Source organism: Acinetobacter sp. CWB-B33, assembly GCF_039655955.1.
Classification (GTDB): Bacteria; Pseudomonadota; Gammaproteobacteria; order Pseudomonadales; family Moraxellaceae; genus Acinetobacter; species Acinetobacter bouvetii.
In genome coordinates this window covers 913,666-927,329 of sequence record NZ_JAGFEU010000001.1, presented here as the reverse complement: position 1 = coordinate 927,329, position 13,664 = coordinate 913,666, and the positions used below count along the sequence as shown (strand labels likewise).

The window sequence follows — 13,664 nt, the reverse complement described above, 5'->3', positions numbered from 1 at the left end:
CGGAGATTTTAAATGATTATGCAGAAAAAGGTTAGCTTCTTTTGCAGAAAAGGCATCGAAAGCCAAACTTTTGCTATCATAGTAAAAAGCCCCTTTAAGATTCAGAGCTTATGTCCATTCATCCAGATCCAAATATTAACCGTTTAAACGTCTTAGGCGAGCCTTTAGCCAGCTGCTGCTATGACCCGATTACCGGATATTTCCGCAACGGTTTTTGCCATACAGCGGTGACTGATTTGGGACAGCACACCATGTGCGCTGAAATGACTTCTGAATTTTTAAGCTTTTCTCAAAAAGCAGGCAATGATTTAACCACACCGCTGCCTGAAGTCGGTTTTCCTGGCCTGCAGCCAGGCGATTTTTGGTGCATCTGTGTGACCCGTTGGGTGGAAGCATACCAAGCAGGCATTGCTCCGCCTATTAAAATACAAGCATGTCATCAAGCTGTACTTTCTTATGTACCGCTTAATGTCCTAATGGAATATGCAGTGTAATGAATACTCACAAGATCATTTTGGCGTCCAGCAGCCAAACCCGTAAAGATTTGATGGATCGTTTACGGATTGATTACCTGTCCATAGTGCCTGATATTGATGAATCGCCGCGCGGTGAAAGCCATGCCGATGATTTGGCCATGCGCTTGGCTTTAGAAAAAGCAAAATGCATTGCTGAACAGCATCCTGATGCGATTGTGATCGGTTCAGATCAGGTGGCTTGGCGTGAAGGCGCGCCAGATATCTTCATCGGCAAGCCGCTCAGCGCTGAGAAAGCAGTCAAGCAGCTGCAAGCCAATTCAGACAAGATTGTGTATTTCAGTACGGCGCTCAGCGTTCAGCACTTAGCGTCTGGGTTTGAACAGACACTGGTCGAGCATTACAAAGTAAAGTTCCGCAAACTCAGCCTGCCGGAAATTGAACGCTATGTTGAAATAGAACAGCCTTTACATTGCGCGGGCAGCTTTAAATGTGAAAGTTTGGGCATCAGCCTATTTGAAGAAATGATCGGCCATGACCAAACCACCCTGATGGGCATGCCGATGATTCAGTTATGCAACATTCTGCGCCAGCTGAATGTTTTAGTCCCTTAAGGTCTTGCATTCCCCGCGTGATATTCAATCAGTCAGCGAACAGCTATAATATGCTGTTCGCTGATTTTTCCCGAAGATGCATTCCTTAGCAATAAATTACCAGCAGGCAATATGCTTAATCCTCTTTTTAGAAGATCTAACGAGTGGATGCTGACATGTGCAGTTCAAAAAAAGCGTAAAAGTAAAATTCAATCATTCAATAAGCAGCCTTCATGCAATACTGACTGATTTGCAAATACCCTGCCGCGTATTTAAATAATGATATAACTGCTTGCACCGCTCCCTTTGATCATAAGACAATAAGCCAATCTTGATTTAAATTTGCTTAGGCTATATCCATGTCTCAACCTTTAGACGTTCTCGGCGGCATCACTGCCGAGCAATTCCTTGCCGAATATTGGCAAAAAAAACCGCTCCTGGTCCGCAATGCGCTTCCTGAAATTGCAGGCATGCTAGAACCTAATGATGTTATGGAATTGGCGCTGGATGAAAATGTCACTGCCCGCCTCATTAAGCAAAAAGACCGCGATCCAAACCAGTGGTCCGTCAAAACCTCACCTCTGCTGAAAGCAGATTTCCAAAAAATGCCAAAACTCTGGACGCTGCTGATTCAGGCGGTCGACCACTACTCTTTTGACTTGGCTGAATTGTGGAAAAATTTTGCTTTCATTCCGCAATGGCGCCGTGATGACATTATGGTGTCTTATGCGCCTAAAGGCGGTTCGGTTGGCAAGCATTTCGACTTCTATGATGTGTTCCTTGTGCAAGGGCATGGCCACCGCCGCTGGCAGCTGGGTCAAATGTGTGATGCAGATACAGATTTTGTTGCGGGCCAGCCTTTAAAATTGTTGCCTGAGATGGAGGTGCATTTTGATGAAGTGCTGGCACCTGGCGATTTACTGTATGTACCGCCCGGCTTATCTCATTACGGCGTTGCGGAAGATGACTGCCTCACCTTTTCTTTCGGTTTCCGCATGCCGAATGTTCCAGATATGATGGATCGCATCTGCGACAAATTCTCTGAAAATGATCTATTGAAAAATCCGCTTCTTGATATTGTCCGCAGCCAGCAAAGTTCAATGGGCCAAATGACGCAAAATGAACTGGAATACTTAAAAGCAAAAATCTTCGAACAATTGCAAAATTCTACAGTGATTGAAGATGCCATTGTCAGCTTAATGTCTGAACCCAAGTATCCTGAAAATATTCCAGAAGCTGAAGCCATTGGCACAGGTGATTTAGAAGACGCCTTGGAACAAGGCTATCTGTTAATGCTTGAGCCTGCTTCACGCTTACTCTATACCGATCAGGACGGTGAGCTGCTGTTTTGGGCAAATGGTGAAAGCATCTGCATCTCAGAACAGTTTGCGCCGCATCTAAAAAAATTGGCCGACGGTCAGGCGATTGCCCTGAATGAAACTTTATTTGATCAAGATATTTTAGAAGATATTGCACAGCTGATGAATGAATCAGTACTCATGCTGCTGCCGGCAGATTCTGAAGAGTAATATTCAATGCGGAAAAAGAGGACATTCTGTCCTCTTTTTTTATTAAAAAAACACCACTATTCGGCTCTTTTTGCGCTCATTGCAATTTAATGATGGCATGTATCTGGGTGAGCCCCTTACCTGAATGAATGCTTAATTGCCCGCCCATTCTTTCAATCCGGCTCTGCATACTGCGCATGCCAATACTCATGCCATTTTGTTTCACACAATCCACATCAAAACCAACGCCATTATCCTGAATAATCAACTCCAGCTGCCTTGGACTCGTATAATACATGCTGACTTTGACCTGAATCGCCTGACTGTGTTTAATAACATTGGTTAAACTCTCTTCTAATACACGGATTAAATTCAAGCATTGCAAGGCCGAGGGCTCTGCTTCCCACCGCTCTGCAAAACGCCACTCCGCATGAATATCCATTTCATCCATCAGCTGACTGAAACGGTGGCGTACAGGAGCGGCCCAGAGCACAGGCGTTTCAGGAATCTTGCCATCCAATGCAGAACCGCTGTCGATAATTTGACGTAAATCATCACGCATGAGTTTCAGCATAGATAAGAATTGCTGATTGGGAATTTTCTGCTCACATTGATCGACTAAAATCATAGAGCGCACAATAGATGACCCCAATCCATCATGCAGGTCATGCGACAGTTTCATCCGCTCTTGTAACCGTGCATTAAAGACTTCCAAACGGTGCTGATCATTTAAACTGCTGCTTAAATCCAAACTGACCTGCTGTATTTTTGTAGACAGTTCTACATTAAACTGTTCAATCTTTTTAATGTTGCGATCTAAGCGTGAACCAAGAATAATGACAATAAACAGCGTAAATAGCGGCGAGGTATATGGCGATAAAGGCATAAGGTCATAGCCTGGGCCTAAAAAAGCAATTCTTAAATCATAGATGGAAATCAAGACAATGGCTGTCATGCAGATCGCCAGCAGAATGTAATCTGAGCGCCTTACACGCCATGCGACCCAACACAAATAAAGATAAGTCGCAAAATAAATACAGCAATACACTAAGAATATAAAATTAAACAGCATTTTCATTTGAGCCAATGAAACTGTCCAAATACTGAGAATAAATACTGCAGTGATTATCAGCAAAAACCGTTCAATTTTTGGTTTTTTTACCTGTATAAATCTCAGCAAATATGTACAAAAACACAAAATATATAATAAAAAAACAATCAAATTAATGCGTGATGAAACGATAGAACTTGAAAACACATAAGTTTCTGTAGCCAAAATATTGGATATAAAGTAGATCCATAACAATGAGCTGAGTGCAAACCAGCCAAAACTAGTTTCTGAACGGCGGTACAGCCAGATCACAAAGCAAAACGTGCCGAGCGTAGCAGACAAAATTAAATTAATTTGAAAAAGTGTCCGCGTATTCCATATTCTTCGTTCATTCAAGGTATTGGCATTAATGGCATTATCAAAACTGATTTTGCCAATCCCCGCACTCATTGCTGAGTAGCCTGTTACATATATCAGTATCTCATTGTCATTTTTCTTTAGGCCTGAAACTGGCATGATCCAAAATCTAGGCATATTCCAGCTTCTAGACAAGGGCTCTTGCAGATTCTTATCCCGCCAAAGCAAATCACCATTTAAAAAAAGCGCACCCGCGGAATTAATATAACTGATGGAAAACGCAATAGGATCTGTCAGACGCGAATTGTTTTGGCAATTCCAATCCCAGATCAGCTTATACCATGCGCCTCCGGAGTACCCCGGCCACGTTCCATCCCAGTGGTCAGGCAGCTTTTTCACCGGTTCCCAGCCCTGCTGGGGCAACTCTAAATCTGATGATGTTTTTACTTTACTGATGCTGTTCAGCTGAACTTGGCATTGACTGTTAATTTCGTAGGAAACAGATGCGCGGCATATCGTGCTGATCAGGCAGCACAAACATATACAGCATATATATTTCCATAAACCCATTTATAAAATCCCTAAAGAACGCGCTGTGCTGACTGCCTTTGTTCGTTTGGTCACCGACAGTTTTCGGTAAATATGCTTAATATGGCTTTCTACCGTATAGCGCGAGACAAATAGCTTCTCCGCGATTTCTCGGTTACTCAAGCCTTGCGCCACTAAACCCAAAATTTCTTTTTCACGAATCGTCAGCAAACCTTGATCTGCGTCATTGCTGCTGGTTTCCGCTTCAGTCTGCGGCTCTGCCTCTAAGACAGCAATTTGCTTAAGAATTTCACGCGCAATAAAAGGATCAATTGGCGCACCGCCGCGCAGAATACTGCGGATCGACAGCAAAACTTCAGCATCATCACGCTCTTTCAGCACATAGCCTGTCGCGCCAGCTTTAATCGCACTAAACAGGCTTTCCTGCGTACTCCATGCAGAAATCACCAGAATCAACGCGTTACTTTCAGAAGCTCGGATTTTTTCAATAATTTCCGTACCATGCCCATCAGGCAACCCCAAGTCAATCAAAGCCAGTGAAATAGGCTGCTGCTGCAAAATATCAAACGCCTCTTTTACATTTTTTGCAAACAGCAGCACGTCATTGGCATAGCCCAAATCAAGCAAAATTTTACGAAGCCGCAATTGGATAATTTCTTCATCTTCAACGACCAGAACTGGTACCGGTAAAACCACTTCCATAGCCATCACTCCTATTGCTCAAAACTATTTTCCAATTCTAAACAATTCGAAAACTGCACAACATCCCTATAATTAAGTATATTCCTGTTTATTCAGAAATTATTTTTAGCCTTTAACATTTTGATGATTCTGGCACGCCCTTTGGCTTTCATGACGCTAGCCATTGAATTTAAGCAGTTAAGCCATATTGCTGTTTTAAATATTTTACAATTTCGGCCGATTCAAATAATTTAACACCGGTATTAGGGTCAACCAAATACGGTACTTGAATATTATCTCCCATAACCTTCAGCACCTGCTCACGCTTACCGCCCGCCAGTGGCGTATATTTGCCAGGTTTTAGGCGCAGAACAGCGGGACCTTGATCTTGCCAGCGCTCTTTTGCAGCATTGTGAAACTTATAAGGCAGCTCCAATTCAGTTAGTTCCGCGCGGACAATTCGTGTAAATGGGCTGGCCTCAAATCCCCACAGCTCTAAAAGCTGCTGTGGCGCTTCACGCTGTAAAATAGCCTGATTCACCCATACGCCGCGGGCACCATTTATAATCGTTCCAGCCAGCGCTACGACAGGAATTTTTGGATAATGCGAATATTTCTTAGGTGTCTTTCCCGAATGCCCATAATGCTTAAATAAATGATGAATGATCTGCTGTGATTCATACAGCTGATCACCCGTATTGTCATCCACCAAAAAAGGAAATTGGGTTTTGCCGCCTAATTTCTTCATTTCATTTCGATACCGCTGACCGCCTTTCGGGCAAGGATATACTTCATAATCAATATTTAAGGTTGTCAGCACTTCCCTGACCCGGCGGCAAAAGGGAGAGCCTTCAAATTCATATAGTTTTAATATTTTGTCCGGCTGAATAGGATGCGGTGTGCCGCTTGTGCCGCGGCCGCCTGCGGCAAGGCTTGAAAGCAGAGACTGAGCCACTTTTATTTGATGTTTGAGCATATTCATTTTCCATCGTGCATAGCTGTTTTATTTTTTTGCTTATCTAAAATAACACATAAATGACTTCACACATTCACAGCCTATCCAAAAAAGTGAAATATAACAAAAGCCTAGAACATTGTGCATCAGCCGATCTTTCGGCTGATGCACATTTAACAGGACTTAGGCGCAGCATCATCTAAGCCGCCTTGAATACCCCAGAATGACCTGATGACTGCGCAAAAAAGCTTAAAGCGCAACCAGCGGTTCTTTTGCAATGACAATGCCATTATTGTCTGCATATACATAGTCGCCAGATTGAATGCTGACACCGCCAAATTCGAGCTGGATATCGGTTTCCCCAGCGCCTTTACGGTTGCTCTTTTTCGGAATAGAGGCCAAAGCGTGCACCCCTAGATCCAAGGCAGCTATTGCATCGACATCACGGACACAGCCATAAATAATCACGCCATTCCAATAATTTTTTACTGCGGATTCAGCAATTAAATCCCCCATCAATGCACAGCGCATCGATGCGCCGCCATCCACAACCAAAACTTTGCCTGCGCCTTCAGTCGCCAATAGCTCTTTGACACGTGAATTATCTTCAAAACATTTGACGGTCACTGCCTGGCCGCCAAAGCTTTTGCGCGCGCCATAGCTTTTAAAAAACTTCCCGTCCATCGACGGCGTAACCACCTGAATGTCTTTTTCAGGATGATCATCCAGCAAATCACAAGTTACAAAAGGCACTGTAGACACGGTTTTATCCCTCATTTGGTTTTTTGTATGCGTAAATTATCATAAATCTGAAATTTTTCAGTTTGAGTTTGCCCAGCCTCGACCATAGTATGAGCCACCTGTGATGCTGTCACTGGCTTGTATTTAAAAGTATCCGGCACTAAATGCGAAAACCGCTGATAAAGCTTTTGAGCTGCATCTTCCAGCTTGCGCTGCTCTTGCCGCTGGCCCAGCAGCAAAGAAGGCCGAAGAATGGACGTACAGGGCAAATCCAGGCTTTTCACATAGTATTCCAGTTCGCCTTTAACCCGATTATAAAAAAAAGGAGATTTAGAATCTGCGCCTAATGCGCTGAGCAAAAGATAATGCGTATTCATATTTTCCAGCAGCTCAGCAAAATGCGCGTTAATCACAAAATCGGTATTGTAAAAATTCTCTTTTGAACCCGCCTGCTTCATTGTTGTGCCCAGACAGCTGAAAGCGTGAGTATATCCGCTGACATCCTGCTCATTCAGCATCAAGAAATCCGCCAGCTCAAATTGCTGCACTTTTTCCAAATGGTTAAATTCTTCGTCGCGCTTGCGGACTACCGCCGTAATATTTACACAATCTCCATTTTGACTCAGCTGCCGAACCAGCTCCCGCCCAACCAAACCAGTCGCCCCGATCACAATTGCATTCTCAATAAATTTAATCATTTTTTGAACAATCTCCCTTCGATATCATTAATCTAACGTTTTCTTAGGAATTTTTCTTCAACTAAAATGTTGTCAAAGCATGTCAAGACTTGACTTAACTGCATAATCTAATCAAAATATGGCACTTGTTTACGGGCTGGTGATAGTTCTTCTGATGTTGGTTTTCAGTTGAGTTTCAGCCCGCCCAGACCAATCTATTTCAAGGAGTGCACGAGTGGCAAACTCTGCTCAAGCTAAAAAACGTGCCCGTCAAAACGTTAAAGCACGCAAACACAACGCTAGCTTACGTTCTATGGTTCGTACTTATCTTAAACGTACAGTAGCGGCTATTGCTGCTGGCGATTATGCTGCTGCTTCAGAAGCATACAAAACTGCGGTACCTGTAATTGACCGTATGGCTGATAAAGGCATCATCCATAAAAACAAAGCTGCTCGTCATAAGAGCCGTTTAAATGCACAAGTTAAAGCTTTAGCTAACTAATTTGCTGCAAAATAAAAAAAGCCCTTTTTAGGGCTTTTTTTATTGCTTTTTAATCACATAAAACAAATAACGTTCACTTTCCAAAATATCAAATAATTCTATTTTCATCAGCTTAAAGTCAAACAGCTGCAGCACGCACATAAAAATACTAAAGGAATTCTATCTGGCATTTTCCATGAAATGCGCGGTACGCCATTTTATGACTCAAGCTTTATAAAATGCTGCTTATTGCAGAAAGCAATATACCTGCAATAAGCAATTGAATTACGCTTATTTAGCAAGCAGCTTCAAATTCTGCGGCTTCAAATACGCGAGAATTAAACTTTGATTCGCAGTCAAATTTGTCCATTTTTGATTGGCATTATTATCACCACACCCATAGCGAATCAGTATTTGACGGTTATTCACCAAATGTCCTGTATTTAAATCCATACATTGCCCATCTTGGCGAATGGTTCCAGTGCCAGGGTTCATTGTCCAAACTTGAGTGTTCAAATTTGTGCCGCACTTACTCATGATGACCTTGCTGCCTGAACCGCCCGTACTTGTCAAACACTGATCAATCGCATTTTTATTATGAATACGGCCTAAGCCATCATATATCCACTGTTCTGTACTATCCGCCTTACAACCAGATGCGCCGCTGATGTAAAGATCATATTCACCATTGGCCAATGGCGCGCCTTTCAAGCAATTGCTGCCATTTTTGATCGGCGAGGCATTTTTAAACACATTGTCTTCTGCCAAACCCAAAGATGTCTTGAACTTATCAAGTGCTTCTATTGCCTTAGGCTTTTGTGCTTCCAAGTCTTTAGAATATACATTCATCCAACGGTTTAACCGGTACACTTTAGACTGTTGATCTTCAAAACGGCGCAACTCAGCCTGCGCAGCTCCAGACAGCTCATGAGCAAAAGTTTTGTAGGATTCATACAATGCGAAATTAGACGGCGACAAAGCGATAATCGCATTGCTTGATTGATTTACCAGCGCTTGCTCAAGCTCTGGAAGTTCAATCTTGCGTAAAGCGCTATACCCCGCTTCACGGCCGATTTTCACAGCCGGCTTGATCGTATCTGCATATACAGAAATATCAATTGTAGATAACAGCTTCTCAGCTTCATTGGCTTTTTTACAATACAGGTCTACTTTCTGAGGATGGTCAGCCAGTGATAAATTGACATGCAGCTTATTCGCATTGCCTTCCGGTTTGTCTGTTACCCAAAGCCTTTGCGGCGCAAGTGCAATATTTGTCGATTTACCAGAGTACTGAACATTTAACCAACAAGATGCCTGTCCACTCGATGTATTCGCGCTTGGCAAGTCATAGACATTCCCCCAGTTAGAACGTGCAGCTGGATACAATAAGCCAACTTGAGCCACCGGGTCATAACCGCCAAGAATCGTCAGTACCGGCTGACCAAAAACGCGAGGACGGGGATAATTTTGATTTGCGCGATACCATACCGGTGAGGTGGAGTTTGGCATAACAGGCTGCGCGACTTCCATCTGACGCGTATCTTTATTCCATTTTTTATAGCCTGTAGGTGATTTTTCATCCCACACATAACGGTCAAAATGAGGCTGGATTTTTAAAAATGTACTGTAGCCCGTGTAATGGGTATATTTAGATATGCTGCTGTCTGTATAGCCACCCGACATCGCATCTTTACCGTAAGGGAACAGATTTTTAAAGTTTGGAATGCCATTCGAACCATCCCATTTCCACGTCGCAGTCCAAGATAAATTGCCGCGCATTTTATTGCGGTAGCCGATATACCCCCACCCGCTGTCTGCATGATGCGCTGCCCAAAAATCATTCACTGTAGTTTTATCAATCTCAACACGGCCTGGGTAATGCCCTAAACCATAATGGTGGCCAATTTCATGACTAAACTCGTTACCTACAGAATCATACAGGGTCAGCATGCCGTTACCGCCGCTCAGACCATGACCTTTCACCCCATTGCTATAAACGCCCTGAGCATGATGCGCGATGACTGACTCAGTCAGCTGCGGCTGGCTCTGATCACTCATAGATGCACTGGTCACGCCCCAATTCGCTAAATTAATACCAACACTAAACGTCGATTTCGCTGTATCTCCACGCATATCTCCAGAATAAGCGTCACCCTCTGTACTGCTTGCACTGCTGTAAATCGTGCCATTTGACACCATAACACGCGGTAAGAAAACATCGTCGTACTTCGCAACAATCATTTGAGCAGCTGGAATAGTCTGGAAATAGTCTGTCCCTGCTTTCTCAGGCTCCAACAACATATAATGCCCACTCGAAACAGGCGCGGACGTCAACATTCCGATACGGATGTTATTCAGCACCAATTCACCAGGGGAAGCAAAATCAATCTTGCTTTCCACCAACTCACCTTGCCTGTTTTCTGAATCGATGAATTTAATATGCAAGCCAGGCTGAACTTCGTTCCAAGCGAGTTTGGTTGACCACGCCCGCTGGCTATAAACAACAGATGGACGATTTTGAATAATGTTTTGATCTGAAGCCGGAATATCCTCAGGCGGAGATAAATCAACGGTTCTTAATAAAGTGCCATTACGATAAATTTCAACTTTTAGATTCGTTACAGATTGCAGTGCTTTTACAGGAGTGACTAATAACAGCGCCTCGCGTTCAGCAGTCAGCCTAGGCATTTTCTTTTTCTCATTGCCATTCGGGTCGACCACATGCCCCTGACCAAATTGCACCATTGCCTGAAAATCCCCTTCTAAATCAGGGCGAATTTCACGCTCTTTATCATCCGCATTAAAGTCATAAAAACCAATACTTGCCGTATCAGCAACATCCTTCTCAGGTTCAGGATAGCTTTCAGCGGTTCCGTCAGAATTCGATGAATCCCCACTTCCACCCGATGCAGATGCACCGTCGCTTGCCCCACCGCCACCGCATGCACTCAGCATCAGCGCCAAGATACAAACACTCAGCTTGCTAGACGTAAAATCAATCACACTTTTCATAATCCCCCCGAATTATCAAGCACTTTCACATTAAAATGTGAATTAAAATTAATACATAAAATCAATAATTTATTTGAAAACATATAGTATAAAGATTCAGTATTAATTACAAATGGCGTGATTTGTCACAAAAAGACAATTTAAAAATTTAATCCATAAAAACGATTATTAATCAAAAAGATTGTGAGACAGAGATCTTCTTTTTTAATCACAATACTGCATAGCGCAGTATTATTTATGCTGATACAGTGTCAAAAAAAGTCATTATTTTTTTAACACAGCTCTTTATTTTTATAAAAACTTAACAAGCCATTTTCGGCGGGCTACGATTCTTTTGAGTTTTTTTAACCCGCCCAAAATACCCATAAAAAAATTATGGTATTCTCTATTCAGAACTGAGAAACATTGAAAATAAAACAGGTGCATTTGATGATTAATAAATTTCTGCCAACGCTTGAAAAATTTCAGCCTGCTGAACAGCAATATATTGAATACTTCACCGCAAAAGGCGAAAAGGATATTTTGGGTAAAGTCATTTCCAATATGAAAGGCACAGCAGAAATTCAAGCTTCGCAAGGTGTTGATGCCTGGCTGAGCTATGGGGTGTATTTACCCGCTATCGAGCGCATATTCGCGCTGCATCAAGGGGAAACTGAAGAAGGCTTCTATGCGCGCACGCAATATCCGGAAATAGTGATTAATGCTTATACTATTCCAGATCACCATATTGCAACTCTGATTGCTGCAGATAAATACAGCCGCCTGCATCAGCAGAGCACTCCTGTGAATACGTCCATCTGGCCTTTAAATGATGAAGGGCTGGCTATTGACCTGCAGGATTTTCCGCACCGGCTGAAAGCTAAAATTTAATACTGGAATAGCTGTAAAAAGGCGCTGAAAAGAACACATTCTTTTCAGCGCCTTTGAGATATGGACTATATTTCCAGTTTTTGGAAGTCCTTGATATTCAGTTCATTAACTTCACCGCGCCACACCCATTTCAGTTTGGATTCCAGGAAAACATCCCCTTCAAACCAGACAAATAAGCCTTCCATCATTTTTGGCCAGTCATCTCTCGTCACAATATGCTTGCCAGAAATGACAGCTAAGATCGCAGCTAAAATAGTATCATGGCTTACAGCAAGGCTTAATCCATATGGATTCGTTGGGTGAGTGTTATAAATCAGCTCCAGCACATCAACCACGCCGCTAATCGGATGTTTCATGCCCGGCAATGCATTATTTACAAAACTGTTAATAAAACCCAAAGCACCCTGTTTTTGAAAGTATGGACCCGCCTGCTTAATATCCAGCACAAAGCTGCCGGGTTCGACCAGCAGCCCCTGTTCAATAATTTCGATATGATGGGTATTGGGTTCTACCGTTTGCACGTCTGCGCCTTGAATCATTAACGCAGCCGTATCTACACAGCGCTGAATCGGGCTGGAAATGCAATGCTGAATCACGCGGTCTGTATTATCAATTAAATAAGAACCCCATGCTTGAGCCAAATCACGCCCTTGATTCGTCAGCTGCAAATCATAGCCCGCAAGCCCTTGCCCTGTTACCACTTCACGAATCGAATGCCGCGTGAACAAAGTGACAGGTGTTTTTGCGTCCGGCAATAAGTCTATTGCTTTGAACATACTGGGCGGGAGCAAATCTAAGGGCATAATTCATTAAACTCAATAATTCAAAACCACTATAGCATGAACAGTTTTTTGCTCAATGGCGTTTCTGCATCAATGCCAGCGCCTGCAGCGCAATATTTTTCATCTCTTGATTTTTAAATGCCATAAACCCGCCATTCAGCAATGTATCACGCTGATTATATGTAAAGGGGCGCCCCTCAAAATCAACCAACCCGCCGCCAATGCGTTCGATCAGGCATTGCCCTGCACTGGTATCCCACTCGCAGGTTGGATGAAAGCGCGGATAAATATCCACCCGGTCTTCCAGCATCATGCAAAACTTATAGGCGCTGCCTGCCTTAAAGACACTGAATTCCGTTAAGGTTGATAGATATTCCAAATATTCAGCATATTTCGGCTTATTTTGACTGCTTTGGCTTAATCCGATCTGCACATTATTTTCATGATCTGCCGGGTAATAGATAGACCATTGCGCTGTCTTATAATTCAGCTTGAGCGGCATGCCTTGTTCAGGGCAAAAATATATCGTCTGCTTGCCCGGTATCGCCAGTACAGCAAACACTGTTGCCGCGCCATCGACTAAGCTTAAATTGATGGTAAATTCAGGCCGCTTGTGCAAAAACTCCTTGGTGCCATCCAAAGGATCCAGCAGCCAAAATTTTTGCCACTTTTCACGCGCGCCTTTTTCACCCTCTTCAGACAGCAGCGGCAAGTCAGAAATTTTGGCCAGCTCACGTGTAATATAACTATTAGCGCGGTAATCCGCCTGTGTGACAGGTGAATGATCCTCTTTTTCTTCCACATTAAATGCATCACCCGAACAATATCGCTGATATTCTTCTCGCAAAATTTCACAGGCCTGTGTCACAATGGGCACCAGCTGTAAAATCATCGGATCTTGCGGCGACGCTGCAGTTTTAAACATAGAAAGCCT

The 13,664-nt window shown here is 43.1% G+C and carries 13 protein-coding genes; 5 read left to right on the top strand and 8 right to left on the bottom strand.

Annotated features, from left to right (window positions below):
- The first annotated feature begins 110 nt into the window (after positions 1-110).
- From JZ784_RS04375 to JZ784_RS04365, 3 genes are all read left to right on the top strand, one after another.
- Positions 111-494, top strand: a complete 384-nt coding sequence (locus tag JZ784_RS04375; RefSeq protein WP_005010308.1) for a DUF2237 domain-containing protein — start codon at positions 111-113, stop codon at positions 492-494.
- Positions 494-1,087, top strand: coding sequence for a Maf family protein (locus JZ784_RS04370; protein ID WP_346313937.1), 594 nt, complete (start codon positions 494-496; stop codon positions 1,085-1,087). Before JZ784_RS04375 ends, JZ784_RS04370 begins: the two co-directional genes overlap by 1 nt.
- 338 nt (positions 1,088-1,425) lie before the next feature.
- Positions 1,426-2,595 carry a cupin domain-containing protein gene (locus tag JZ784_RS04365; protein WP_346313936.1) on the top strand — a complete coding sequence of 390 codons (1,170 nt, stop codon included), beginning with the start codon at positions 1,426-1,428 and terminating at the stop codon, positions 2,593-2,595.
- A 76-nt stretch (positions 2,596-2,671) separates the two neighbouring features.
- Here the strand turns inward: JZ784_RS04365 and JZ784_RS04360 are convergent, their stop codons facing one another.
- From JZ784_RS04360 to JZ784_RS04340, 5 genes are all read right to left on the bottom strand, one after another.
- Positions 2,672-3,529: an ATP-binding protein gene (locus JZ784_RS04360; RefSeq protein ID WP_346313935.1), complete on the bottom strand. Its 858-nt coding sequence runs from the start codon at positions 3,527-3,529 to the stop codon at positions 2,672-2,674.
- A 1,023-nt stretch (positions 3,530-4,552) separates the two neighbouring features.
- Complete coding sequence (locus JZ784_RS04355) at positions 4,553-5,242, bottom strand: response regulator transcription factor (RefSeq protein ID WP_346313934.1); 690 nt, start codon at positions 5,240-5,242, stop codon at positions 4,553-4,555.
- A 160-nt stretch (positions 5,243-5,402) separates the two neighbouring features.
- The gene (locus tag JZ784_RS04350) at positions 5,403-6,188 is read right to left on the bottom strand and encodes a glutathione S-transferase N-terminal domain-containing protein (RefSeq protein WP_346313933.1); all 786 of its coding nucleotides are present in this window, start codon (positions 6,186-6,188) and stop codon (positions 5,403-5,405) included.
- Between the two features lie 228 nt (positions 6,189-6,416).
- Positions 6,417-6,929 carry a ribonuclease E activity regulator RraA gene (gene rraA / locus JZ784_RS04345; protein ID WP_346313932.1) on the bottom strand — a complete coding sequence of 171 codons (513 nt, stop codon included), beginning with the start codon at positions 6,927-6,929 and terminating at the stop codon, positions 6,417-6,419.
- A gap of 11 nt (positions 6,930-6,940) precedes the next feature.
- Complete coding sequence (locus JZ784_RS04340; protein WP_346313931.1) at positions 6,941-7,606, bottom strand: NAD(P)H-binding protein; 666 nt, start codon at positions 7,604-7,606, stop codon at positions 6,941-6,943.
- Between the two features lie 214 nt (positions 7,607-7,820).
- Here JZ784_RS04340 and rpsT point away from each other — a divergent pair, with 214 nt between their 5' ends.
- Positions 7,821-8,087, top strand: a complete 267-nt coding sequence (rpsT, locus tag JZ784_RS04335) for a 30S ribosomal protein S20 (protein WP_005010321.1) — start codon at positions 7,821-7,823, stop codon at positions 8,085-8,087.
- A 270-nt stretch (positions 8,088-8,357) separates the two neighbouring features.
- Here the strand turns inward: rpsT and JZ784_RS04330 are convergent, their stop codons facing one another.
- On the bottom strand, positions 8,358-11,078 hold the full coding sequence (locus JZ784_RS04330; RefSeq protein WP_346313930.1) for a M66 family metalloprotease: 2,721 nt from the start codon (positions 11,076-11,078) through the stop codon (positions 8,358-8,360).
- A gap of 429 nt (positions 11,079-11,507) precedes the next feature.
- Between JZ784_RS04330 and JZ784_RS04325 the strand changes: the two genes are divergently transcribed.
- A complete protein-coding gene (locus tag JZ784_RS04325; RefSeq protein WP_005010325.1) occupies positions 11,508-11,948 on the top strand; it encodes a hypothetical protein in 441 nt (146 codons plus the stop codon).
- Between the two features lie 65 nt (positions 11,949-12,013).
- Here JZ784_RS04325 and JZ784_RS04320 read toward each other — a convergent pair whose 3' ends face one another.
- Both JZ784_RS04320 and JZ784_RS04315 read right to left on the bottom strand, forming a co-directional pair.
- On the bottom strand, positions 12,014-12,751 hold the full coding sequence (locus JZ784_RS04320) for a histidine phosphatase family protein (protein WP_005010326.1): 738 nt from the start codon (positions 12,749-12,751) through the stop codon (positions 12,014-12,016).
- 52 nt (positions 12,752-12,803) lie between these two features.
- Positions 12,804-13,655, bottom strand: a complete 852-nt coding sequence (locus tag JZ784_RS04315) for a 3'(2'),5'-bisphosphate nucleotidase CysQ (protein ID WP_346313929.1) — start codon at positions 13,653-13,655, stop codon at positions 12,804-12,806.
- Positions 13,656-13,664 lie beyond the last annotated feature (9 nt).